The sequence below is a fragment of the Burkholderia sp. Ac-20365 genome (genome assembly GCF_017104715.1).
In the GTDB taxonomy this organism is placed as follows: domain Bacteria; phylum Pseudomonadota; class Gammaproteobacteria; order Burkholderiales; family Burkholderiaceae; genus Paraburkholderia.
The window spans coordinates 16,658-40,680 of record NZ_JAAGPI010000047.1 but is presented as its reverse complement, the minus strand read 5'-3'; the positions used below and the strand labels follow the sequence as shown (position 1 = coordinate 40,680).

The window sequence follows — 24,023 nt, the reverse complement described above, 5'->3', positions numbered from 1 at the left end:
ATGCCATTTCGATAAATGGATAGCAGCACAAAATAGATCGCGCGAACGGATGCGGCGGTAGCATACACGTCCTCAATGGACGTGTATCGATCAGGCACCGATGGCAACAACCTCACTCCCGCGCTTCGGCATTTGGGCGCTTGTGCACGGCAGCCGTGCAGCGCTGCAGGACCCCGACGAACCCTACGACGCATCGTGGGCCCGCAACAAGGCACTCGTGCTGGAGGCCGAGCAGCTCGGCTACGATTCGGTGCTCGTCGCGCAGCATACGATCAACCCGCACGACGCTTCGCTCGATCAGCTCGAAGCGTGGACGGCGTCGGCGGCACTGGCGGCGTTGACTTCGCGCATCGAGATCATCGCTGCCATCAAGCCGTATCTCTATCATCCTGTCGTGCTGGCCAAGATGGCGCAGCAGATCGAGCACATCAGCGGCGGACGGTTCGCGATCAATCTGGTGAACGCGTGGAATCGTCCCGAACTCGAACGCGCGGGAATCGGGTTTCCTGAACACGATGAACGCTATGCATACGGCCGCGAATGGATCGCCGTGGTGGATGCGCTGTTGCGCGGCGAAACGCTGAATCATCACGGCGATCATTTCCGTATCGACGACTACGCGCTGCGGCCCGCCGACCCGTTCCGCGCACGTCCGCGTATCTATGTGGGCGGCGAGTCGGAGCCGGCGCGCTCGCTGGTGGCGGCGCATGGCGATGTGTGGTTCATCAATGGCCAGCCGTATGACGATGTCGCACGCCTGATCGGCGATGTATCGGCGCGAACCCGGCGAGCGGGGCAGGCTCCGTTGCGCTTCGGTTTGTCGGCGTTCGTGATTGCACGACCGACGCAGGCCGAAGCCGACGCACACCTCGCGCATCTCTTTGCACTCGCCGAACTCGACAAGCCATTGCGCGAGCGGCAGAAGGCGAATATCGATCCCAACGTGGTGATGATCCAGACTTTCGCGCAATCGGCGCGTGTGGGATCGAACGGCGGGACGGCCGCGGGGTTGGTCGGTGATTATGACACGGTGGCGCGGCGTATCGCCGAGTTCCATCGTGCGGGCATCGAACTGTTTATGCTCCAGTTTCAGCCCTTCGAGGCCGATATGCGTGTCTTCGCGCGAGAAGTGGCGCCGCGAGTGCGCCGCCTGCTTGGCGAATGAGCTCAAAGGAGAGCAACAGGCCACGTTACGACGTGGCCCGCTGCTATCAGAAGAATGCGCCTGTCGGCGGAAGCTTCCCGTTCAACAGGTTTTGCCCAAGCAGACGCTCCTTGTAGAGCCGCGGATTGTGCGAGGCAATCACCTTGATATTGCGCCAGTGCCTGTCGAGCGCACCGACGCGCGAGACAACCGAGCCTGAACCGAGATCGATCAGCCAGGTGGCAATCTGCGGCGCGAGATCGTCGATCACGACCTTGGCCTCCGACGCCGCGAACGTTGCCGCGAGTGTCGCGTCGTATTCGTCGCTCGTGCCAAAAGCGTCCCATGCACGTTGCAGCGCGCCGACTGCCCGATCGGCTGTTGCCTCGACACTCGCGGCATAGGCGCGGATCCGGCCAAGCAAGGCCTGCAGCACAGGCTCGTCGGCGGGATGCGTGGTTTCGCCGTGATAGAAGTTGCGCTTGCGCGCGCGCAGCACTTCCACCGCGTCCAACGCGACGCGTCGCGCGATGCCCGCAATGCAGTTCGTCAGATACACCTGATGGAAGGTAAATCCCCAAGGCGCAGCTTCGTCAGAGCGCGGCGGATCCTGCGGATAAACCTGCGCGGCGGGGACCGTCACAGCGCGAAATCTCGCAGTGCCGGAGCCCGTCAGACGTTGACCGAAACCCTGCCAGTCGTCATAGTCGCCGACGCCTTCGCCGCGCTCTAGCACGTATTGCACGGTGCGGCCCTCGCGGCTTTCGATAGCGACGCCGACGAAGGCGTCGTTATACAGATTGCCCGTTGCGTAGACCTTGTCGCCTGAGCCGACGTAGTGCTGTTGCGTATCGTCCCATTCGAGCTTGCTGAGCACGCGGCTCGATCGTGCGCCTGCTGCGGGCGCATCGGTTTCGGCAAAACTCAGTCCGATGGTTTTCTTCTGCGCAGTCAATGCAAGCACGTGAGCGTGAAAGGGATGATCTCGCCGTCTTAGCGCTGCTTCGACTTGCCACAAGTGATTGCGAAACGCATGAGCGATATTCGAATCTGCCGCCGCTACATCGCGGGCTACCGTCAGAAGTTCGCTCAAGGTCAAGCCTTGGCCGCCGGCATCGGCGGCCAGGCGCAACGCGCCGAAGCCGTGTGCCTTGAGTGTGCCGATCTCGTCGTGCGGCAGACGGTGTGCCAGTTCACGCTGCGCCGCAGTCGATGCGATTTCGTCGATGACACCCGACAAGCCGAGCGCAACGGACAACGGCGAAACCAGCTTCGGCTGTCCGCTATGAGCAATGGTTGGATCAGAGTCAGCCATGCGTGTGGCGCTCCTCGCGGATAGTGTGGTGTGCGTTCATCGGCGGCTGCATCAGACCTTGACGCTGTAATCCGCGACCTTGATGCGCGAGTTGATGATCTTGCGTTCGGCGAGCCAGTCGGCGGCGCGCTGCAACTGCGCGATGAATGCTGCGTCGTCCGGTTCGTGGAACTGATTGACGCGCTTGAGGCTTGCCAGATAATCGCGTACTTGGTCCGGATATTTCGCTTCGCGCTGCACGAGCTGTTCGGATTCGACAGGATGCGCCGACTGCCACGCACCTTCGACGTAGTACGCGTCAATCACCGCGCGAACCAGTTCCGAGTTCTCGTCGGCGAACTTGCGGCGCGTCACCAGCGAGCTATAGTCGATCAGGAATTCGAGGTCGCGGCCTTCGTTGAAGATGTCGTGCGCGTCGTTCGAAAAGCGCGAAATATCGACGGCGGGCGACCACATCGACCATGCGTCGACCTTGCCTTGCGCGAACGCGGGTGCGGCATCGGGTGGATTCAGATAGACGAACTGAACCTTGTCGCGATCGATATGGTTCTTCTCCAGCGCTGCAATCAGCAAAAACTCGCCGAGTCCCGAGCGGTTGACGGCAACCTTGCGGCCTGCCAGATCCGCGACCGAATTGATGCCGCTCGACTTCTTCGTGATGATGGCCGTCGAGCGCGGCGAATAGACGTCGAACGCAGTGAAGACGATAGGCGAGCCGGCGAGCATTGCGGCTAGCGCTGGTGTTGTCGAGCCCCAGAAGCCAAAGTCAGCGCTGTTGCCGACCACGGCCTGGATCGACGGTGCGTGGTTCGGAAACGGGCCGATCCATTCGACCTTGATGCCCTTCGCGGCAAGCGTCTTTTCGAACACGCCGCGTTGCTTCGCGATGTCGGGCAGGCTGCCATAGCCCCAGCCGATGCGCACCGTGTCGGTGTTGCGCGTCAGCTTGCGCGGCTCGGCGGCGCGCACGGGCAGCACGCTGCTGGTGGCGAGACCGGCCAGCAGTCCACCCGCCGCCCGCAAAACCTGGCGGCGGCCAGATGAGTGATCGTTCATTGTTTTAAAGTCCTCGATGTGATGCTGAAAAGCGATCCGATCAGTGAGCACGTACGCCCAGCTCGTCGAGCAGGACGGATCGCAACTCCTGGGGTGTGTGGTGTTTGGGCTGGAAGGAAGCGGCGATGCGCCCCGCGCGCATCACCAGAATGCGATCGGCGAGCGTGAGCGCTTCGTCCACGTCATGCGTGACGATCAGCACGCCGGGCTGATGGCGTGCCACGAGTTCCTTGACGAGTCCGTGCATCTTGATGCGCGTGAGCGCGTCGAGTGCCGCGAACGGTTCGTCGAGCAGGAGCAGCGCAGGATCGCGAACGAGTGCGCGCGCCAGCGCGACGCGTTGCGCCTGGCCGCCCGACAGATTGCGCGGCCAGTCGTTTTCGCGGCCGGACAGGCCGACTTCATTGAGCGCATGAGCGGCACCCGCGCGGCCAACGGTCGCTTCATGGCCAAGCGCGACGTTTTCCCATAGCGTGGCCCACGGCAGCAACCGATGCTCCTGAAACACGACGGAAGGCCGCTCTGGCGCGCGGATCTGTCCCGCATCGGGCCGATCGAGTCCGGCCAGCGCGCGCAGCAGCGTGGTCTTGCCGCAGCCGCTTTCTCCTAGCAGCGCGACGAATTCGCCCTTGTTGATGTCGAGATCGAGCGCATCGATGACGACCCGAGCGCCGTAACGGCGTTGCAGACCGCGTACCGATACGGCGAGCCCTGGCCGCGCCGCACGCTCTTCATTGAGTTCAAGGACATTCGATTCACGGGATAAAGCGAGGCTCGCGCTCATTGGCGTACTCCTTGCGCGTAGTTCGCGTGCCACGACAGAAAGCGGGCTTCGAGCGATCGCACCAGGGCGTCGGCGATCACGCCGATAATCGCGTAGATGATCATGGTCAGCAGAATGACATTGGTTTGCAGGAATTCACGGGCATCCATCGCGAGAAAGCCGATGCCTTTGGTTGTCGCGAGCGTTTCGGCGATCACGAGTGCGAGCCATGCATGAGCGAGCGCGTAGCGCACGCCGGTGAGGATCGACGGCATCGCGCCGGGCAGGATGATCCGCCGCACGATGGCGGTCCAGTCGAGCCCGATCACCTTCGCAAGTTCCATTAGCTTCGGATCGATCTGGCGGATGCCGAGCATCGTGTTGATGTAGATGGGAAAGAGCACGGCAAGCGCGACGAGAAAAATCTTCGCGACTTCGCCAACACCGAACCAGACGATGACGAGCGGCAGCATCGCGAGAAAGGGTACGGCGCGCACCATCTGGATCGAGCGGTCGAATAGCGCCTGCGCGAACGGCGAGAAGCCGACGAGAATGCCGAGCGCCAGCCCGATCGTTCCGCCGATCACAAAGCCCGCGGCAGCGCGCAGCAACGACACGCCGAGGTGGACGAACAGTTCGCCGTTACGCGCGAGGTCGATTGCCGTTCCGAGCACGCTGCTGGGCGCCGGCAGCACCTGCGATGTGATGAGACCCAGACGCGCCGCGGCTTCCCACAACACGACGACAAGCGCTGGAACAGCCCACGAAAGCCACTTGTACAGTGTGACTTTCGACACGCCGGCGCGCGTGCGCAAGGGCGAAACATGCCCGTGACGCGAAGAAGTTAGATCAGACACATGTGCTCCATGATCGCGATGAAAAGAGATCGCTCCGCTGCGGAGCCATGACGGCACCCAATCCGAAGACAACATGTGATGCGTCAGGAAAGGTGTGCTTCTCGCGAAGGCGAGCTTGATATTTAAAGCTGGTTAGCGCTGCAAAGACAAACGCTTTATTGTGCTTTGCTTTTCAGTTCTGACGGAGAGTGGCAAATGCATGGCTCGAACGGCATTGCATGCATTGCTTATAAGAAGAGAGGCAAACGAACGATCGATGCACGCGCATCTGTTATCGCGGATAAAACGCTTTGGCAAGAGCTGGAAGCGTTGCAGTGCAACGCAAAAAGCCGTCCATTGCGGACGGCCTATACGACTGACAGAAATCCAGTCTGGCGATCTTCGCCGGCGGGCAGTGTGCTGACAGGCGCGAGATCCTCGATCATCCGGATCAGTCGCGCCTTGTCGGCATCGTAGTGAGCCGATTTGATGCGGCTTGCAAGCAGCATCCAGACGAACAGGGCCTCGTTGGCAGCGGCAACGAAGAACTGATGTTCCTTTTCTTCATTGTGTGAGCGCTTCTTGCGGGCCGTCGTGATATGGACGGCAATCCGCTTTTCCAGCATCAGTGTCAGCGCGTCATAGTCGAGGAAGTCTGCGTCCATATCCGCTTTCGTGCCCTATTGGGGAATCGTTGGTGTCCGTTGCTTCCTGCTTCAGGAGATGGACTCAGCGAACCATGATAGGGCCTGAAAGCGCCGTCGCTTGACAGCGCGTCTCAGTTTGAGCGGTCAGACGGTCTTTTAACCACCCGTGGCTTCAGCGACTTCGCCTAGCAGCGGATAGTCGTTGTAGCCCGCTTCGTCGTCGGTATAGATCGTTTCCGGGTTGATCGTATTCAACGCCGCGCCGAGCCGGAAGCGCTCTACCAGATCGGGATTGGCGACGAACGGACGTCCGAATGCGGCAGCGTCACCTTCTCCACGTTCGATTGCCTGCTCGGCGCTTTCTTTCGTCAAGCCTTCATTGAGGATGTACGCGCCATTGAAGATACGCCGCACGTCGCGCCCGATGCGCTCATCGCCGCGATCCAGCGACTCGCGCGCAAAGATGAACGCGATGTGACGCGCATTCAGTTGCTCGGCGACATAGCAGAACAGCGCGCGGGGATTCGAGTCGTGCATCGAATACGAAGTCGACATGAGGTTCAGATGCACGCCGATGCGATTGGCCGGCCACACGGTGAGCAGCGCATCGACGGCTTCGAGCAGGAAGCGCGCGCGGTTTTCGATCGAACCGCCGTAGCGGTCCGTGCGCTTGTTCGAGCCGTCATGCAGGAACTGATCGAACAGATAGCCATTCGCCGCATGCAGTTCGACGCCGTCAAAACCGGCACGCTTCGCGTTCTCCGCGCCACGCCGGAAATCTTCCACGATGCCGGGGACTTCGTCCGTCTCCAGTGCGCGCGGCACGGTGTAGCCGCGCATCGGGCGAATGCGCGTCACGTGGCCTTCCGGTGCAATTGCGCTCGGCGCGACGGGTGCCTGTCCTTCATGGTAGACCGGGTCCGATACGCGGCCGACGTGCCACAGTTGCGACACGATCAAACCGCCGTTGGCGTGAACCGACGATATGACCTTCTTCCATCCTTCGATCTGCTTCTCGCTCCAGATGCCCGGCGTGTTCGGATAGCCAACGCCCTGCGGCGTCACCGACGTGGCTTCCGTGATGATCAGCCCCGCGCTCGCGCGCAGCGCGTAATGCTGCGCGTTGAGCGGCCCGGGCGCGCGTTCGTCGAACGCACGCATGCGGGTGAGCGGCGCCATGATGATGCGATTAGGCAGCTTCAGTGCGCCGATCTGGATCGGATCGAAGAGTGTGGACATTGCGTGAACCTCGTCTGGATTGTCGATGAAAGGCAGCAATGCACATTTGATCTGCATTACAACCTCATTCGATGTAACTAATGTAGTTACATCGTAGTTGAATCGTATCGTAACGACAAGATTCAAATTTCGCAATAGAACGATGTTCGATCGTGTGAGGATGCTGTGGAGGTGCGCCGTTAAGCCAGATCGCTGTCTGGAAGCAATTTGACAGATTTAGATGTAACTAATATAGTTATATCTGAATCGATCAATAGGTTGTGATATGAGCGCGAATAGCCGCCTGACGGTTGCTACCCACATTCTGGCCTGGATGGCGCTCGTCGCACGCAAGCAACCCGATGAGCCCGTCACCTCCGAGCGGATCGCCGCGAGTGTGAAGACCAATCCCGTCGTCATCCGGCGGACGCTCGGCGTGCTGTCCAAAGCCGGGCTGGTGCAAAGCTATCGCGGCATCAACGCGGGCTGGCGCCTCGCCAGGCCCGCTACGGAAATATCGCTGCTCGACGTTTTCGACGCGCTCGAAGAGGGCAGCCAGTTCGCGCTGCATCCCACGCAACCGAGCCAGATTTGCCCTGTCGGGCGAGGTATCGGCTCGACGTTGACCCACGTCTACGATTCGATCCACGAATCCACGAGAACCACGCTGGCATCGAAAACGGTCGCGGCGGTGCTTGAAGAGATTCTTGCATCGCAAACATCGGACGCATCTCAATCGCGCCCGTAAGCCGGACACATCAACCGCGTGCGCGTCGCGCTGCGGCAACCAGCCCGTCGAGCCATTCCTGATGCCCGTTGATCATCGGGTTCGGCCGCGTTTGCGCCAGTTCTTTCGCGGGCGCGCCGTTTTGCGTCTCTTGCGTGAGGATACGCACGCGACCGCCCGGCAAGTCTTCGAACAGCCACGCGTGGTGCACGTCGAGACGTGACTGCGCGTCGCCTTCCACCCAGCCGTGCCATGCCACTCGCGCGGGCGAGCCGTCAGCGGGCGGCACGTATTCGGTGACTTCGGCTTCAACAGGAAAGCCGAACGTCGTAAAGCGAAAGCGTGCGCCCTGGCTGAGTTTCGGGCCTTTGCCTTCGTAAAAACGGATTTCCGACGCATTGCTGTAATAGCCCGGCCATGCGGTCGTGTCGTCGAGTTGCTGCCACACGTCGGCAACGCTTAGTCCCGTAACAATCATTTCGTTCGATGCAAAGTTGTCGGAAAAGCCCGGCACGTAGCCTTCGGGCCAAACGATGTCATGCATGATGCGTGTCCTGTCGATGGTTGAACAGGAACCATGATCGGCGCTATCCTGAAATAAATCCAATCGCGTTTGATGATTTTCGCCATCATGCAATCTGATATCAGAACTATCGATCTGAACCTGCTGCGCACGCTCGATGCGCTGCTCGACGAGCGCAACGTGACGAAGGCCGCGCAGCGTCTCGCGCTGACGCAGCCGGCTGTGAGCGGCATGCTGACGCGCCTGCGCGAAAGCTTCGACGATCCGCTGTTCGTGCGTACGCAGCGCGGCATCGTGCCGACGCTGCGCGCGCTCGAACTGGCCGCGCCGCTCAAGCAGATCCTCGGTGAAATCGATGCATTGCTGCGCCCGCAGGCATTCGAGCCGGCGACGGCCGAACTCACGCTGACCATCGCATCGACCGATTACGCGATGCAGGCTGTCGTGCTGCCATTTCTCGAAGCGTTGCGCCGCAAGGCGCCGGGCGTGCGCGTCGCCGTGGTGCCTGTGCAGGACGCGTTGTTGCAGACGCAGTTCGAGCGCGGCGAGATCGATCTCGCGCTGGTCACGCCGGAGAGCACGCTGCCGGATCTGCATGCGCGACGGCTATTCGACGAACGCTACGTGTGCGCGATGCGCGCGAATCATCCTGACGCGCAAGGCGGCGTGTTATCGCTCGATCGCTTTTGCACGCTCGATCACGCGCTGGTGTCGTACACCGGCGGAAGCTTTCGCGGCGTGACGGATGACGCGCTCGCGCGGCTTGGGCGCGAGCGACGGGTGACTGTGTCGGTGACGAGCTTTCTCGTGCTGCCGCGCATTCTGAAGAGCAGCGATCTGATCGCTGTCGTGCCACAACGGCTGGTCGCGCGTACGCGAGGTCTCGTGACAGTCGAACCGCCACTCGATATTCCCGGCTTCACGAAGACGGTTGCGTGGCACGAGCGCACGCATCGCGCGCCCGCTCACCAATGGGTGCGCGAGCTGCTGTTCAAGACCTGCGCGGCGCTGGAGTAAGCGCGCCGCGCAGTCGGTCGGATCACTCGACGGGATCGCCGTTTTGCGGCCCGGGATAGCGTGAGAGCCAGTACGCGTACTGCTCGGGCAGCAGCAACGACGACGCCTTGCCGACGTTCAGCTCGCGCGCCGCGCGGAACGGATAGTGCGGATCGGCGAGATGCGCGCGGCCCATCATCACGAGATCGAGTTGCTGGTCGCCGATAGCCTGCTGCGCTTCGCGCGGATCGTCGATACCCCATGCAGTTGCAACGTCAATGTCGGCCTCGCGGCGCACGCGCGCGGCAATCGGCACCATGAAGCCGGACGACCACGGCACGTTCGCCTGCGGTGTCGAAAAGCCCATGCTGACGTTCAGCAGATCGAGACCGCCGCGCTTCATGCGTCGCACCATTTCAATCGATTCGGCGAGCGTTTCTTCATCGCGCCCATCGAATTCGATTACGCCGAAGCGCGCGGTCAGCGGCAAACGTTCGGGCCACACGGCGCGCACGGCATCGAGCGTTTCGAGCAGAAAGCGGCCGCGCCCTTCGGCGTTACCGCCGTAGTGATCGGTGCGGCGGTTCGCATGTACGGAGAAGAAGCTCTGCGCGAGATAGCCGTGCGCGAAGTGCAGTTCGAGCCATTCGAAACCGACATCCCGCGCGCGAATCGCGGCGGCGACGAAATCGGCCTGCACGCGGGCGATATCGTCGAGCGTCATTTCGGTCGGCACCTTGTCGAGCTTGCCGCCAAACGCGATCGCCGACGGCGACAGGGTTTGCCAGCCGCGCGGGTCGTCGTTGGGAATGTGGTCGTCGCCATCCCACGGGCGGTTGGCGCTGCCTTTCCACCCCGCGTGTCCGATCTGGATGCCGGGCACGGCACCGCTTCGTTTGATCGACGCGGCGATACGCGCCATGCCTTCGGCCTGCTCGTCGTTCCACAGGCCGGTGCAGGCGGGCGTGATGCGGCCTTCCGGCGACACAGCCGTCGCTTCGACGATCACCAGCCCGGCGCCGCCGCGCGCGAGTCCGGCGTAATGCACTTGATGCCAGTCGTCGGTGAGACCGTCGGTGGCGCTGTATTGACACATGGGCGGCACGGCGACGCGATTACGCAGCGTGAGATCCTTCAGTTTGTAGCGGGAAAAAAGCGCTGACATGCGAACCTCTTGATTCCGGAATCAGTGAGAAACAGCGACCAGCGGCTTGCCCGAGAACGAGCGCTGCCGCAGGGCGTCGAGTTGTTCGGGCAGGGCGGCAAAGTCGCCGACAACATGTGCTTCGGCGACGATGCGGCTATCGGCGATGGATTGCAGCATCTGTTCGCCCGCAGCGACGAGGCGTTGCCAGTCGGCGTCGTCGCCATGCTGATGCAACGCGCCGAGCGCGACTTCATGCAGCGACAACGCGCGGCCGAACGGTGCGCACGGCCAGTCCGACACGCGCCCCTGAATGCAGACGAGGTGGCCGTTCGCGCGCAATGCGGGCGCGAGACGCGCCGCGTGCGCTTCGTTGACGCTGTCGATCACCGCGAAGCATTGCGCATTGAGCGAAGCGGGCGAGGGCGCGTGATCCGCAAGCGGCCCGTCGAAACAGTCACGCGCGCCCAGCGAGCGCAAGCGTGCCCAGTGACGCGCATTGCACATCACGCTCACGTCGTAGCCGCGCGCCGCGGCAAGCTGCACCACGTAATGGCCGACGGCGCCGCCCGCGCCGCTTACCAGCACACGTTGGCCCGCATGCGGCGGCAGCTTGTCGAGCGCGAGCCACGCGGTCAGTGCGGGGCACGGGAAGCTGGCCGCCGTTGCGAAATCGAGCGTCTGCGGGATGCGCAGCAACGCGCGTTGTTTGACGGGCGTGTATTCGGCGAAGCTGCCGGGCGTCGCGAGGTTCGTGTGGTACGCGACGCGCTGTCCGATCCACGCATCCGGTACGCCCGCGCCCACAGCTACGACGACGCCCGCACCGTCGACGCCCGGCACCTTGCCGGGTTGCCAGTCGACGAGATCGCCGCCGAGAACCTTCCAGTCGACCGGGTTGAGTCCGATCACCGCGTTACGCACGAGTACTTCGCCAGGTCCTGGCACGATGGCCTGCACACTCCGAAGCGCGAGCGTAAGAGGATCGCCGTTGCCCGTCCACGTCCATGCGCGCCATGTGTCTGGCACGGCTTCGTGAAGTCGATCGCTCATGCGTTCTCCGCCGTGCGTGCGGGTGATTGATACGCGCCGGCGGCGTACGTCAGCTCATAGCTGTGGCTGTAAATCTCGACGATATTGCCGAACGGGTCTTCCATGTAGACCATCCGGTACGGCTTCTCACCAGGGAAGTATTCGCGCACGGGCATGCGCTGCTTGCCGCCCGCCGCGACGATTTTCGCGGCCAGTCCTTCGACGTCGGGGTCCTGCACGCAGAAGTGAAACACGCCTGTTTTCCAGTACTCGAAGTTGTTTTCGGGCTTTTGCGCGTTCGCGAACTGGAAGATTTCGACACCGATGCGGTCGCCCGTCGACAGATGTGCGATACGGAACGATCCCCAGCCCGCGCCGAAAACGTCGGTGCACATCACGCCGATGGCGCTGTCGTCTTCGGTAATCGTGGTGGGCGGCATGATCAGATACCAGCCCATTACGTCGGTATAGAACTGCACGGCGGCGTCGAGATCGGTGACGGAAAGACCGATGTGGGAAAACGAGCGGGGATAAGGCGAGGGCATAGGCGTTCCTTTTGCGGCGAAAACGGCTTCCAGAGTCCGCAAGCGTAAGGCGGGTGCCTCATAAAAGAAACACAGCCAGCCTAATGCGTTCGATAAAACCTGCTTATGCCCTGCCAGCGCGTGATCTGGCACGCGTCTAGAATGGCAGGCACATCATGCTTACCGTTTTTGAAGAATCGCTATGCTCAATCCGCAATGGTTGCAGACGTTCGCCGCGCTCATCGAACTCGGCAGCTTCACGCGCGCAGCAGAGAAACTGCAGATCACGCAAGCGGCCGTGAGCCAGCATCTGCGTCAGCTCGAAGACAGGCTTGGCCTGCTCGTGATCCGGCGCACGCGCGGCATCGAACTGACGCCCGCGGGACAGGCGCTGCTCGACTATTGCAAGGAAATTGAAGTGGCGGACAAGAAGCTGCGCCTGCGGCTGTCCGACGACGACGATGCCGATGGCGAAATCGGCCTGATCAGTCCGGGCAGCATCGGGCTCGCTCTGTTTCCGATCCTGCTCGACTTGCAGCAGGACAATCCGAACTGGAAGATGCGGCATCGCTTTGCACCCGACCCGGAGGTGATCAGCGCGGTGCTGGCGAATCAGTACGAACTCGGTTTCGTCACATTGAAACCTGACGACGCGCGCCTTGCCGCCAGCAAGTTTGCCGAAGAGCCGCTGGAACTGGTCGTGCCGGCGGGTGAGACCGCGCACGAGTGGAGCGATCTGCAACGTCTCGGCTTTATCGATCATCCCGATGGCCAGGCGATGGCCAACCGCCTGTTGAGCCGCCGCTTTCCACGCAATCCGGGCGTCGCCAGCCTGCCGCGGCATGGCTTCAGCAATCAGGTCGGGCTCATTCTGGAATTCGTCGCGCGCGGGCTCGGCTTTACGGTGATTCCGCGTTATGCGCGTACCGTGTTTCCGAAGCCGGAGGCGATTGCCGTCGTCGAATGCGGCGCGCCTGTGGTCGATACGCTATGGCTGATTCATCGTGCGGAATGGCCGCTCTCCACGCGCTGCCAGAAGACCGTGGACTATCTGCGCGAGCGCTTCGCGGGTGCGCACTGCAAGGTCGTGAAAGGAGCGCGTGCGCGTGCCTGACGGTTCGCGCCTAACACGAACCGTCAGTTTGAATGACAGTGCTTATTGCGGTTTGCCCGACGCAAGCTGCTGATTGCGATCCGTCAGGAAACGCAGCAGCCCATCGATACCGCTCTGCTGGATCGTCTCGCCGAACTGCTGGCGATAGGTCTGCACGAGCCATGCGCCCATCACGTTGAGGTCATAGACGCGCCAGCCCTGCGGCGTCTTGCGCAGACGGTAGTCGATCTCGATCGGCTGGGCGTTGGTGGAGGCGATCGTACGCACGACGGCGTCGGTATCCGATTGCCCGACCCGCATCGGCGGATATTCGATTTTCTGATCCGGCTTCAGTTGCGCGAGCGCGCCCGAATACAGATGGATCAGCAGCATCTTGAACTGTTGAACGAGCTGTTGCTGTTGCTCGGGCGTCGCGGTGCGCCAGTAGCGGGCCAGCGCGAGCTGCGTCGTATGCTCGAAATCGATGTAGGGCAGGATGTCCCGGTTCACGATGTCCATGATGCGCGGAATATCCGACGGATCGATCGACTTTGTGTGCACTTCGTCGAGCACCTGTTGTGTCACTGACTTGATCAGAATCTGCGGGTCGGAGCTGTCGACGGTCTGCGCCGACGCCGCATGGCCGAAGGCGAGCATCGTAAAGAACAGGACGGCACCGAGAAATCGCGATCTGATGTGGGCAATATTCATGATGTAAATGCTTGGGCTAACGACGGCGGCGAAGGGTTTCGCCGTGGCGACACCTATTGTAGGGGTGTTGCGGGAAATCGGCAGCGAGGGTGACAGGCATCGACGAAACCTATGGCGGGCAGAGCAATCTGGTATTTGCGTTGCGGCGGGGCGGGCTTTCAAATAGAGGCTGCTGCGAGGCTTCGACTCGCAAACGGTCCGTATAAAGGAGACGTCTTTTGAAAGTCCTGGTCCCCGTCAAGAGAGTGGTTGACTACAACGTGAAAGTCCGCGTGAAGTCGGATGGCACGGGCATCGATATCGCGAATGTGAAGATGTCGATGAACCCGTTCGATGAGATCGCTGTTGAAGAGGCGGTGCAGTTGAAAGAGGCAGGTATCGCTACCGAAGTTATTGCGGTGTCGTGTGGCGTCGCGCAGTGTCAGGAGACGTTGCGTACGGCACTGGCGATTGGTGCTGACCGTGCTGTGCTGGTCGAGTCCGATGACGAGTTGCAGCCGCTGGCTGTGGCGAAGCTGCTGAAGGCGTTGGTCGATAAGGAAGCGCCGTCTCTGGTTGTGCTCGGCAAGCAGGCCATTGATGATGATTCGAATCAGACGGGGCAGATGCTGGCTGCTTTGGCTGGATTCCCGCAAGCGACGTTTGCATCGAAAGTCGTCATTGCCGATGGCAAGGCGACTGTGTCGCGTGAGATTGATGGCGGCGCGGAGACGGTATCGCTCACATTGCCCGCTGTTGTCACGACTGATTTGCGCCTGAACGAGCCGCGTTATGTGACGCTGCCGAACATCATGAAGGCGAAGAAGAAGCCGCTGGAAATCGTGAGGCCTGAGGATCTTGGCGTCGATGTCACGCCGCGTCTGAAGATGCTGAAGGTTAGTGAACCGCCGAAGCGCAGCGCTGGCGTGAAAGTGGCTGACGTGAAGACGCTGGTCGAAAAGCTCAAGACCGAAGCCAAGGTGCTTTGATTTTTTCAGGCACTCGGAGACGAATGAAATGACGATTCTGGTAATTGCTGAACACGACAACGCGGCGCTCAAGGCAGCGACGCTGAATACGGTTGCTGCTGCGCAGAAGATCGGTGGCGACGTGCATGTGCTGGTCGCTGGGCACAATGCGCAAGGCGCGGCTGATGCGGCTGCGAAGGTCTTAGGTGTATCGAAGGTGCTGCTGGCGGACGCACCGCAATTGGCCGAAGGGCTTGCGGAGAACGTCGAAGCTACGGCGCTGAACATCGCAAAGGACTATTCGCACATCCTCGCGCCGGCGACGGCTTGCGGCAAGAACATCGCGCCGCGTATCGCTGCAAAGCTTGACGTTGCGCAGATCAGTGACATCACGGCTGTCGTCAGCGCCGACACGTTCGAGCGACCGATCTACGCTGGCAACGCCATCGCGATCGTGCAATCGGCCGATCCGATCAAGGTCATCACGGTTCGCTCGACGGGCTTCGACCCGGTTGCAGCGGAAGGCGGCAGCGCATCCGTCGAGACGATCGAAGCAGCAGCCGATGCAGGCATCTCGCAGTTCGTGAGCCGCGAAGTGACGAAGCTGGACCGTCCGGAACTGACTTCGGCAAGCGTTATCGTGTCGGGTGGCCGTGGTCTTGGCAGCGGCGAAAACTATACGAAGGTGCTCGAACCGCTGGCAGACAAGCTACAAGCTGCGCTGGGCGCCTCGCGCGCAGCCGTCGATGCTGGCTATGTGCCGAACGACTATCAGGTCGGCCAAACCGGCAAGATCGTCGCGCCGCAGTTGTATATCGCTGTTGGCATTTCGGGTGCAATCCAGCATCTGGCCGGTATGAAGGATTCGAAGGTGATCGTCGCAATCAACAAGGACGAAGAAGCGCCGATTTTCAGCGTCGCGGATTACGGCCTCGTCGGCGATCTGTTTTCGATCGTGCCGGAACTCGCTTCCACGCTGTGACGAATATGGTTACCAGGAGTCGAGATGTCGCAACTGTTTGATCGGCCGCTTCGTTCGTTTTTGTTTGTGCCTGGTACGCGTCCGGAGCGCTTCGAGAAGGCGCTGGGGAGCGGTGCGGACGCGGTTATTGTCGATCTTGAGGATGCAGTTTCTCCCGAAGACAAGGACCGGGCGAGAGAGGGTGTCGCAGCGTGGTTCTCTGCGGAACGCCCAGTATTGATCCGCGTGAACGCAGTGGGTACGCCGTGGTTTGAGCAGGATGCCTTGCTGGGTAAATTGCGTGGCGTTGCGGGGATTGTGTTGCCAAAAGCCGAGCGGGCTAGTGATGTTTCTATACTCGTTTCGCGTACCAGAAGCACGATGCCGGTGTTTCCGTTGATCGAAAGTGCAAAGGGGATGTGGAACGCGCTTGAGGTTGCCAAGGCTCCATTTGTGCGTCAACTGATGTTCGGTACGCTGGATTTCTGTGCCGATATGGGTATGGCGTCCGATGGAGATGAACTCGATACGTTTCGCGCACAGCTTGTGATGATCTCTCGGGTTGCGGATATCCGGCCGCCTGTCGATGGTGTTACTGCTGCTATTGACGATGCCGATACGCTCGAGGCGGAGACACTGCGCGCGAAGCGTTGGGGGTTTGCAGGCAAGCTTTGCATTCATCCTCGACAGGTGGCTGGTGTTAACGAGTGCTTTGCTCCTGATGAAACGGAGATTGCGTGGGCAAAGAGAGTGCTCGATGCGTTCGAAAGAGCTAATGGTGCGGCCGTTGCTGTTGATGGGAAGATGGTCGATCGGCCTGTAGTGCTTCGGGCGCGGAGTATTCTTGAGGCGGTGCGTTTGTGAGTTGGCGGGATGGTTGGTCAAAGGGTGTTGTTATTTGGCGGCATGCGCGGTCAAGAGGTAGGCCGACAGACGGGCATGCCCGCCTGTCGCTCCATTGCTAAAGGCCGACATTTTTCGATCAAAACTGCATCGTTGCCTGTACGCCCGCCGTCAACCGCGCAGTAGGAAATCCGGCCGGTTTGTACATGGGCGTGCCCGCGAACAGGTCATAGGAGAGGCCCGCATACTTCGCCGGTATGCCGCCGCGAATGCCAATCACCGCGCCCGCGAGTTGGGTACCCGCCAGAATCGCCGTGTTTGGCCCGAACACGCGCCCGTAGTCGATCCCCGCGTAAAGCGTCTGTCCCGTCTGGAAGACGGGCCATTGCAGTTCGTTGCGCCAGTAGAAACCTTTCTCTGCCGCGAGCATCGTTTCGCCGTCGAAACCGCGCACCGTGTAGCGGCTGCCGATGGTCAGGTCGTCGATGTAGAACAGCAGGTCGTTCGTGAACTGACCGTGAAACGTCGTCACGTAGCGGAAGTTCTGTGACGCAATGGCGAACGGTATCGCCAGGTTCGTGTCGAGTACCGCCATCTTGTACAGATAGGTCGGGTGTAATGCGGCCTGGTCAATCGGGTTGTAGAGATCAGGGTTCGGGTTGCCCGTCGCGCCGAGGCCGTGAATGCCCTGACGGTAGGCGAGCGTGCCGTCGAACTGTGCGCTGCCAAAGTAATGGCGGTCGGTTGTGCCCACTTCTATGAACGTGTTGTTGCGGTGCTGAACAGGGATGGCTGTCCCTTCGATGAAGCTCTCGCCGAAGCGCTTCGATAACTGGACATATGCGCCGAATACATCGGCCTGGCTGCGGGATAGCACGCGCGCGATCTTGAACGCAGCGGTCTGCGAGTTGCCGCTGGATACGAACGTCTGGTTCACTCCCGCCAAGTTCTGATAGTAGGTGTTCGTGTTGCCCGACAGCGTAGCCGTCCAGTAACCCCAAGGCACCGAATACGATCCATTGAAACCGTGCGAGCCGAGTGTCTTGTTGCCGAAGGACAGGTCCTGATTTGCGCCGAACGTGAATATGTCATTCAGGCCGAGCGGATTGTCGATGCCGAGGCTCACGTTGCCTTGCCATTTGCCCGTTGCCTTCGTGCCCGAGTTGTCCGCCGATACGACGAAGATCCAGGGTTTCGCGCGCTTGATGTTCAGGACGATATCGCTTTCGCCTGGCGTGTCGGTCGGTTCGATCTTCATGTCCACGTCCTGACTCGCGACGCGCTTCATCTGTTCTAGCCCCTGCTCAAGGTCGCGCAGGTTCAGCAGGTCGCCGTCGCGTGTTGGAAACGCGGATTTCCATGTGCCGCGTGTGTCGGGATCGGCAAAGCGCAGATGACGCACGACACCCGGCACGAGTGCGACTTTCAGCGTGCCTGTCGACAGATCCTGTTCAGGCAACAGCACGCGCATTGTCACGTAGCCGCGCGAGAGGATTGACTGTTGCAGCCCCTTTGTGAGTATGTCGAGTCCTGCCTTGCCGATACATTGGCCCTTGTAATGGTCGAGCCATTCACGCCCGAACCAGAAAGGATCGAGCGGGAGATTGGACGCGCCATGCTTGCGTGCGATATCAGGCAGCGTGGCGGGCACATCGAGCGTGAACGTGTCGATGCGAAAGCACGGCGATTCGTGAGGCAGTTCGGGATACAGCCCGGCGTTCGGCACGGTCGAGCGCACGGCGGGCGCGTTGACATTCTGCTCGCGTTGCTGTGCGTCGTGTTGTTGCTGTAGTTGCTGGTTCTGTTCAGCGTTTGCACGTGCAGCTGCTGCCTTGTCCGCCGGTGACGGTGCGTTTTGTGCGGACGCGAGTGTGACCATGGCTGAGAGCGGCAAAGCCGCCAGCCTCTTGCTTATCTTCATGTGAGAACTGAATCCTGATTCGTGCTGCTACGCGGCGACCGATGTGATCGCCGCGTCTCTCATCACTTGTTGTTTTCGCCGTCTTTGACCTTGTAGCTGTCGCGAGCCTTCTTGTAGCTGTTGTCGAACGGCTTCAATCCGAGTGCCTTTGCGCGGCCACAGTAGCCTCCTATCGCTGCCACGGGTATAGCAAGTATGACTATCGCTAGCGCTAATGGTCGGGGTAGCCGTTCCACGGATAAGCCGAAATAGAGCATTGCTATCCCAATCACGATCAAGGCTGTCTGCGCCCATCCCGCAAGGTTTCCATCAACAATCAATTTGAGTTTCATAGGCTTATGCAACGCTTATTTTTTGTTAGACGTGGGCCATTTTGAGTTAACCCAATCTTGCGCGCTTTGCGCGACTCCGCTGTTGCTAATGAGATTACCAACTTCGTTAATTACAGGTGCTGCGAATGGGTATGTTCCCATTGCCTTCCCGGTCATCTGAGAAATCAGGTTCGCGACAGCATAGTTGCCAGCGTCGGGCTTAGCGAGTTGCTGAATCCCGCCTGCGGCCCATGAAACGAACGATGCACTTACGGCTATGGCTTCGGCGGATGTCGAAACGAACGGGAACGGTAGCCCCGCCGAAGCAAGCGCCGTGGCCATCGCCGATGTGCGATCGAATTGAGTGCCAGCAAAACCCGCAACGTTCGCGGTTGTTTCTCTCACGTAATCAACATCGGACTTGTCCAGCTTGGCAAACGGCCCTGTCACATTCACGCCGCCGCCCTTTGCGGTTGGGTCATAGACGATACTCGGCACATCGCCAGCAGACACCGATCCGGCATTGGTAGCGATATAGTTCTGCAACCCCAGATTCGGCTGCGCGGTAATCTGCGTGAGGACCGGCTTTCCATCGCTGGTTTCTGGAGCAGCAAGCCAACGCGCACCTGAGTCGGTCGGCATTTCGCCAATCAATGTAACAGCGCTGCCAGATTCACGACTTGCATCAAATGATCCGCCCATAATCCGCATCTGGTCTTCGATCTGTGCCGCCGTGATGGACGATCCGTCCGGGTTTTTCAACCCGTCAGCTTTTGCCTTTTCCGCCAGTTGCTTTGCCAGTGTCTTTTCCTGTGGGTGCAACTGCCGGTTGTAACGGTCAACGTCATAACCGGAGAAAGCGCCCGCGTTACCGCCGACCGCGCCGCCTGCGGCCGTTGCGACAGCGTTCGCGACAATGTTCCCGAGCGCTTCGTTCATGCCTTCGTTGCCGGTCGGATTCGAACTCGCAATCGCGCCGCTCAGTTCGTTCAGCTTGCCCGCAGCCATCGACGCGATACCTGCACCGGCCGCACCTCCGAGCGCGTTACCGCCCGCGAGGCCAGTGACGATCGCCGCGCCCGCTGCCTGGATCTCCGCGCGCGCCGTGCCGCCTTCCTTCCACGCATCCATGCCCGCCTGATCGCCTGCTTTCTCCGCTTCCTTGTATTTCGAGTCCGCAAAGTCACCCACGCGCCGCGAAACTGCTTCGCCCGCCGCGCTTGCTGCCGCCATCATGTCGGCCTGCTTGTCCAGCAGGTTGTTCACGTCCGGCAGTTTCGCGACCGTGCCGTTCGTGTTCGCCGTGTCGCGGTTCAGGCTTGCAGCGTCCTGCATCTGATGCGCGCTGTCCGTCACGTTGATCGTGCTCGCGCTGATGCCGCTGCGCGTCGTGGCGCTGTCGCTGCCGCTATCGTTCTGGCTCAACATCGGTGCGCCGCCGCCCGCGTTCTTGCGGGAAGTGGGGCCGTGCGTCGTGTAGTTCGAGCCGCCGTCGCCCGTCGTCACGCCACCGCTGAACCCGCTCGAATGCGCGTTGTAGCTGGACTGGTTCTGTATGTCGGCGTAGGTCAGCGTGCCCGTCGACAGATTGTTCTTCGACGCATCGGCATCGCTCGCGATGGTCGCGCCTTTCAGGTCCGTATTGCCTTTGACATTGATGTTGAAACCACCGTCACCCGCATGGATGCCTGCCTGCTCGTTGACGCCCGCGTAGCTGCCGCTCGCGCTGCCACTGCTATGGCTAAAGCTGGCGCTACCGCCGCCCTGACTGATACTAAACCCGCCGCCCGTGCTGCTCTGATGCGCTGCGCTTGTCATCGTGTCCTGCGCGCTCGCGATATTCAGGTTGCCGCCGACATCGGCATTCACCTGACGGCCATTCACGTTCGCGCCGATGATGTTCGTATCGCCGCCCGAGATGATCGTCGCGGTATTCGTGGCCGTGACGTGCGTATTGTTCTGCATCGTCGCGTCGCTGTTCGCGTCGCCGTGTGCCTTTGCCATGGAAGCCGACACGCCGAACCCCTGCGTGCCATACGACACACCGACACTCGCGCTGCTCGACTGGTTCGTGCTGCGTGTCGAATCGGTATCGGTCGTATTGACGAGATTGATCTGGTTCTTCGCGGCGAGAATCACATCGTTCGCATTCACGTTCGAACCCGCGATCGTGACATTGCCGCTTCCTGCCGTGCTATTGCCGGTCGCAACGAATGCCGCCGTGCCACCTGCCGTGACACTGGAACCCCGGTTCGAAGTGCTGTCCTCCGTGAACGTGCTCTTGCTATGGCTGCTGCCGTAGCTGAGTTCGATCTTCGCTGACGGCGTCTGACCATTGGCGAGTTCGCTCATTGCGCCACCCACCGCGCCGATGGAGTCGAGTGCGCCACTTGCCGCCGCCATGCCGTGCAGCGCCGACGCGCGATCATCCTGACTGCGGCTCGCCGCGCGCGCCTGGTCGACGGTGTTCGAAATGGCGTCGATCTCAGGCGCTTTCACGGCCAGCGTGAAACCGCTCTTGCTGACTTCCTGCGTCTCGTCGTGATGCGCGGCGTTCGTCGCGGCGTCGATGGTCACGTTCGCGCCCGTACCCGTGATGTTCTTTGCGGCAATCAGGTCACTGCCTGTGACGTGCAGGTCAGCGCCTGCCGCGGTCGCGCCGGACAGGTTCAGGTTGCCGCTGCTCGCCGTAAGCGTCAGAGCGCCCTTGGCTGACGTGTTGCTGGCTGCAAGATCGACGGTCGAGCCTTTCAGCGTTGCATTGCCGCCCGCTGCATTGCGGCCAGTTGCGGTGACTGCACCCGTAGCCGTCACAGACAGGTCGCCGGAACCGGCAATCGTGCCGTCGCCGTTCACGCCAGCGCCAAGCGTGCCCGTCGATGCAACGCTACCGGCATCGATCGTAAGGTTCTGTTGCGCGGCGAGTGTGCCGCTGTTGGTGAGCGCGCCCGACGTGTTCGTGCTGACGCTTTGCTGCGCGTAGGTGGTGCCGCTGTTGTCGATACCATCGCGCGCGCTCGCCGTGATGTTGCCGCTTGCGTTGGTCTGACCGGCGAGAACCAGTTTGCCCTGCGTGGTGAGGATCAGGTCACCGGACTGTGCCGCCAGCACGCCCTTATTCGACACGCCGACGCCGTTCTCCGTGCCGACCAGCACGATACGGTTCGCGTACATGCCGCCCAGGTTGCTAACGTCAATCGACACGCCAGGCGCTGCGCCGTTTCCCGCAACGGGCGTGGCGAAAAGCGTGTTGTAGTCGACCGCGTTCGAACCCGTCACGACGTTCAGGTTCTTTGCGTAGATTGCGGCATTGATCTGTACCGCGCGCGCCAGCAGATCCACCTGGTCAATATTGGAGCCGTTGAACCCCGCGCCCTGCACGGTGATATTGCCGCCGGTGACATTGAATCCCGAAAGCGAGCCATCGGCCGCGAAGTTTGGCGTGCCCGTCGTGAGCGTCGCGCGCGACGTATTGATGAAGCCGCCACCGTCGACCATCAACCCGTTCGGATTCGCGATGACAACCTGTGCATTCTTGCCCGCGACTTCCAGATAGCCACGCAACTGCGACGGCGAATTGCCGTTGACCTGATTGACGATCACACGCGCGGCATCGTTCGGCCCAAAGTTCGGATTGCCGTTGATGTATCCAGCCTGCTGCGTATTGACGATGGTCGGCGAGTTATTGAGGATTGCGCCGTTCTTCTGGATGTCGAACTGGCTGTAGGTGTTCACCGACACGCCCGAACCGGCAGGCTTGTTGATGTTGACCTGAGGAATACCGTTCTGCGTCGTGACGACGCCCGGCGCATGCGAGCCGCCCGGTACGATCTGTGCGAATGAAAGCAGCGGTGCGACCGCGAGCAATAGCGGCGCAATAATAAAACGGCACAACGAAGCGTTGGTTTCCTGTGCTACCCATGCGTCGTGGTTTGCATTCGTTTCTCCCGTTGACTTGCCCGTTGCAGCTGCGGTTTCCTCGACGGCCACGAGCATGCCGCGCAACCGGCTGAACACGAGCCGGTGGCTATTTCGATGCATTTTGTTCGTTTTGCTTATTGTTGGGCCGGTAACCCTAGCGTACGCCCGCTTGAATCATTGTTGAGATGTGTCAAGGTGAAAGCAAAAACAACAAAACCGGCAAAATCAGTCTTATCTGATAGAAGCAAAGCAGAGTGCAATCCCGAACGTGATCATGACCCGTGGGACGCGCGCGACGAGCATCGGCGCAGCGCGAGAGTCCTGATCGTCTCAACGATGCATTCAGCTCCGATCGCCCCAACAAGCACAAAAGCACGGTATAAAATAACCACCAAATCCAGCCACTCAACCGCTCAAATCGACTCCCGCTTATGGATGTTCGCCAGCTTCGCTACTTCGTCAGCATCGTCGATTACGGCAGTCTCGGGAAAGCGGCCGAAAAGCTCTTCGTCGCCCAGCCTTCGCTGAGCCAGCAGATGGCTCGTCTGGAAGAAGAACTCGGCGTGCCGCTACTACTGCGCAGCAATCACGGCGTGACACCGACAGCCGAAGGCGACGCACTGTATCGACACGCGCGGCTCGTGCTGCGGCAAATGGAGCAACTCAGGCAGGAAGTGACAAAAGGCGCGGGCAGTGAGTCAGGCACGGTCGCCGTCGGTTTGCCAACGACCATGGCGTCGGTGCTCGCCGTGCCGCTCTTCGAGCGCGTGCAGGATCGCTATCCTGGCATCCGGCTGCAGTTCTTCGAAAGCATGAGCGGATATCTCAACGAATTGCTCGCCAATGGACGACTCGACCTCGCCATCCTGTTTCGCGAGTCCGACACGCCGGGCATTTCGGCCTTGCCGGTGCTCGATGAGGCGCTCTACCTGCTCGGCGAGCCAGGCGGTGTGGTCTCGCCGCGCTCGGGTACCTGCGCACTAGCGAAGCTCGCGGGCGTCAAGCTGGTCGCGCCGGGTGTGTTGAACGGCTTGCGTCTGCTGATCGAGCGGACGTTCTCGAGCGAAAAGGTCGAACTGAATATCATCGCCGATATCGATTCGTTGCCGTCGATGCTCGCTATCGCGCATTCGGGCCGGGCCTGCACGATTCTTCCTTCGTCTGCGCTCGCGCAACTCGATCGGGCGCGCATGCCGAAGATGCGCAAGATCGTCGATCCCGTCATTCGTCGTCCCGCCAGCATTTGCTGGCCGAACGGCGTACCGATGCATTCCGCGACGGTGGCCGTGCGGCAAACGCTCGTCGAGCTGATCGCGGAACTGGTCGAGGGCGAGGCGTGGCAAGGCGTGACGCTGCGCAAGCAGGCCACGCCGGGCTGACATTCACACGT

Annotated in this window: 22 protein-coding genes; 8 read left to right on the top strand and 14 right to left on the bottom strand. The window is 61.0% G+C overall.

Going from position 1 to position 24,023, the window contains the following annotated elements; translation table 11 throughout:
* Window positions 1-100: 100 nt before the first annotated feature.
* Window positions 101-1,165, top strand: coding sequence for an LLM class flavin-dependent oxidoreductase (locus G3O01_RS39825; RefSeq protein WP_205812968.1), 1,065 nt, complete (start codon window positions 101-103; stop codon window positions 1,163-1,165).
* A gap of 46 nt (window positions 1,166-1,211) precedes the next feature.
* On the opposite strand, the gene G3O01_RS39820 is transcribed toward G3O01_RS39825, so the two are convergent.
* From G3O01_RS39820 to G3O01_RS39795, 6 genes are all read right to left on the bottom strand, one after another.
* Window positions 1,212-2,459, bottom strand: coding sequence for an acyl-CoA dehydrogenase family protein (locus G3O01_RS39820; protein WP_205812967.1), 1,248 nt, complete (start codon window positions 2,457-2,459; stop codon window positions 1,212-1,214).
* A 51-nt stretch (window positions 2,460-2,510) separates the two neighbouring features.
* Entirely contained in the window at window positions 2,511-3,515 is a 1,005-nt protein-coding gene (locus G3O01_RS39815; RefSeq protein WP_205812966.1) for an NrtA/SsuA/CpmA family ABC transporter substrate-binding protein, read from the bottom strand.
* 40 nt (window positions 3,516-3,555) lie between these two features.
* Window positions 3,556-4,299 (bottom strand): ABC transporter ATP-binding protein, encoded by a 744-nt coding sequence (locus tag G3O01_RS39810; RefSeq protein ID WP_205812965.1) that lies wholly within the window; start codon window positions 4,297-4,299, stop codon window positions 3,556-3,558.
* A complete protein-coding gene (locus G3O01_RS39805) occupies window positions 4,296-5,135 on the bottom strand; it encodes an ABC transporter permease subunit (RefSeq protein ID WP_205812964.1) in 840 nt (279 codons plus the stop codon). Before G3O01_RS39805 ends, G3O01_RS39810 begins: the two co-directional genes overlap by 4 nt.
* Before the next feature lie 347 nt (window positions 5,136-5,482).
* A complete protein-coding gene (locus G3O01_RS39800) occupies window positions 5,483-5,779 on the bottom strand; it encodes a hypothetical protein (RefSeq protein ID WP_205812963.1) in 297 nt (98 codons plus the stop codon).
* A gap of 138 nt (window positions 5,780-5,917) precedes the next feature.
* Window positions 5,918-7,000: an alkene reductase gene (locus tag G3O01_RS39795; RefSeq protein WP_205812962.1), complete on the bottom strand. Its 1,083-nt coding sequence runs from the start codon at window positions 6,998-7,000 to the stop codon at window positions 5,918-5,920.
* 265 nt (window positions 7,001-7,265) lie between these two features.
* On the opposite strand from G3O01_RS39795, the gene G3O01_RS39790 reads away from it, so the two are divergent.
* Window positions 7,266-7,727 (top strand): Rrf2 family transcriptional regulator, encoded by a 462-nt coding sequence (locus tag G3O01_RS39790; RefSeq protein WP_205812961.1) that lies wholly within the window; start codon window positions 7,266-7,268, stop codon window positions 7,725-7,727.
* Between the two features lie 10 nt (window positions 7,728-7,737).
* On the opposite strand, the gene G3O01_RS39785 is transcribed toward G3O01_RS39790, so the two are convergent.
* A complete protein-coding gene (locus tag G3O01_RS39785) occupies window positions 7,738-8,250 on the bottom strand; it encodes an SRPBCC domain-containing protein (protein WP_205812960.1) in 513 nt (170 codons plus the stop codon).
* A gap of 87 nt (window positions 8,251-8,337) precedes the next feature.
* On the opposite strand from G3O01_RS39785, the gene G3O01_RS39780 reads away from it, so the two are divergent.
* Window positions 8,338-9,246 (top strand): LysR family transcriptional regulator, encoded by a 909-nt coding sequence (locus G3O01_RS39780; protein WP_205812959.1) that lies wholly within the window; start codon window positions 8,338-8,340, stop codon window positions 9,244-9,246.
* A gap of 22 nt (window positions 9,247-9,268) precedes the next feature.
* Here G3O01_RS39780 and G3O01_RS39775 read toward each other — a convergent pair whose 3' ends face one another.
* From G3O01_RS39775 to G3O01_RS39765, 3 genes are read right to left on the bottom strand one after another with little or no spacing between them, the layout of a single operon-like run.
* Window positions 9,269-10,390, bottom strand: a complete 1,122-nt coding sequence (locus G3O01_RS39775; RefSeq protein WP_205812958.1) for an NADH:flavin oxidoreductase/NADH oxidase — start codon at window positions 10,388-10,390, stop codon at window positions 9,269-9,271.
* A 21-nt stretch (window positions 10,391-10,411) separates the two neighbouring features.
* Complete coding sequence (locus G3O01_RS39770) at window positions 10,412-11,422, bottom strand: alcohol dehydrogenase catalytic domain-containing protein (RefSeq protein WP_241024663.1); 1,011 nt, start codon at window positions 11,420-11,422, stop codon at window positions 10,412-10,414.
* Complete coding sequence (locus G3O01_RS39765) at window positions 11,419-11,946, bottom strand: lactoylglutathione lyase family protein (RefSeq protein WP_205812957.1); 528 nt, start codon at window positions 11,944-11,946, stop codon at window positions 11,419-11,421. The genes G3O01_RS39770 and G3O01_RS39765 overlap by 4 nt, the downstream gene beginning before the upstream one ends.
* Before the next feature lie 181 nt (window positions 11,947-12,127).
* Here G3O01_RS39765 and G3O01_RS39760 point away from each other — a divergent pair, with 181 nt between their 5' ends.
* Window positions 12,128-13,039 carry a LysR family transcriptional regulator gene (locus G3O01_RS39760; protein WP_205812956.1) on the top strand — a complete coding sequence of 304 codons (912 nt, stop codon included), beginning with the start codon at window positions 12,128-12,130 and terminating at the stop codon, window positions 13,037-13,039.
* A 42-nt stretch (window positions 13,040-13,081) separates the two neighbouring features.
* On the opposite strand, the gene G3O01_RS39755 is transcribed toward G3O01_RS39760, so the two are convergent.
* A complete protein-coding gene (locus G3O01_RS39755; protein ID WP_205812955.1) occupies window positions 13,082-13,729 on the bottom strand; it encodes an ABC transporter substrate-binding protein in 648 nt (215 codons plus the stop codon).
* A gap of 218 nt (window positions 13,730-13,947) precedes the next feature.
* Here G3O01_RS39755 and G3O01_RS39750 point away from each other — a divergent pair, with 218 nt between their 5' ends.
* The 3 genes from G3O01_RS39750 to G3O01_RS39740 are packed head-to-tail and all read left to right on the top strand — an operon-like array spanning window position 13,948 to window position 16,501.
* Window positions 13,948-14,697 carry an electron transfer flavoprotein subunit beta/FixA family protein gene (locus G3O01_RS39750; RefSeq protein WP_205812954.1) on the top strand — a complete coding sequence of 250 codons (750 nt, stop codon included), beginning with the start codon at window positions 13,948-13,950 and terminating at the stop codon, window positions 14,695-14,697.
* 28 nt (window positions 14,698-14,725) lie between these two features.
* Complete coding sequence (locus G3O01_RS39745) at window positions 14,726-15,658, top strand: electron transfer flavoprotein subunit alpha/FixB family protein (protein ID WP_205812953.1); 933 nt, start codon at window positions 14,726-14,728, stop codon at window positions 15,656-15,658.
* A gap of 24 nt (window positions 15,659-15,682) precedes the next feature.
* A complete protein-coding gene (locus G3O01_RS39740) occupies window positions 15,683-16,501 on the top strand; it encodes a CoA ester lyase (protein WP_205812952.1) in 819 nt (272 codons plus the stop codon).
* Window positions 16,502-16,619: 118 nt separating this feature from the next.
* On the opposite strand, the gene G3O01_RS39735 is transcribed toward G3O01_RS39740, so the two are convergent.
* The 3 genes from G3O01_RS39735 to G3O01_RS39725 form a co-directional block, all read right to left on the bottom strand.
* The gene (locus G3O01_RS39735) at window positions 16,620-18,401 is read right to left on the bottom strand and encodes a ShlB/FhaC/HecB family hemolysin secretion/activation protein (protein ID WP_205812951.1); all 1,782 of its coding nucleotides are present in this window, start codon (window positions 18,399-18,401) and stop codon (window positions 16,620-16,622) included.
* A gap of 62 nt (window positions 18,402-18,463) precedes the next feature.
* On the bottom strand, window positions 18,464-18,733 hold the full coding sequence (locus G3O01_RS39730) for a hypothetical protein (protein ID WP_205812992.1): 270 nt from the start codon (window positions 18,731-18,733) through the stop codon (window positions 18,464-18,466).
* Between the two features lie 15 nt (window positions 18,734-18,748).
* Window positions 18,749-22,753 (bottom strand): hemagglutinin repeat-containing protein, encoded by a 4,005-nt coding sequence (locus G3O01_RS39725; RefSeq protein WP_205812950.1) that lies wholly within the window; start codon window positions 22,751-22,753, stop codon window positions 18,749-18,751.
* A gap of 311 nt (window positions 22,754-23,064) precedes the next feature.
* On the opposite strand from G3O01_RS39725, the gene G3O01_RS39720 reads away from it, so the two are divergent.
* The gene (locus G3O01_RS39720) at window positions 23,065-24,012 is read left to right on the top strand and encodes a LysR substrate-binding domain-containing protein (RefSeq protein WP_205812949.1); all 948 of its coding nucleotides are present in this window, start codon (window positions 23,065-23,067) and stop codon (window positions 24,010-24,012) included.
* The last annotated feature ends 11 nt before the right edge of the window (window positions 24,013-24,023 follow it).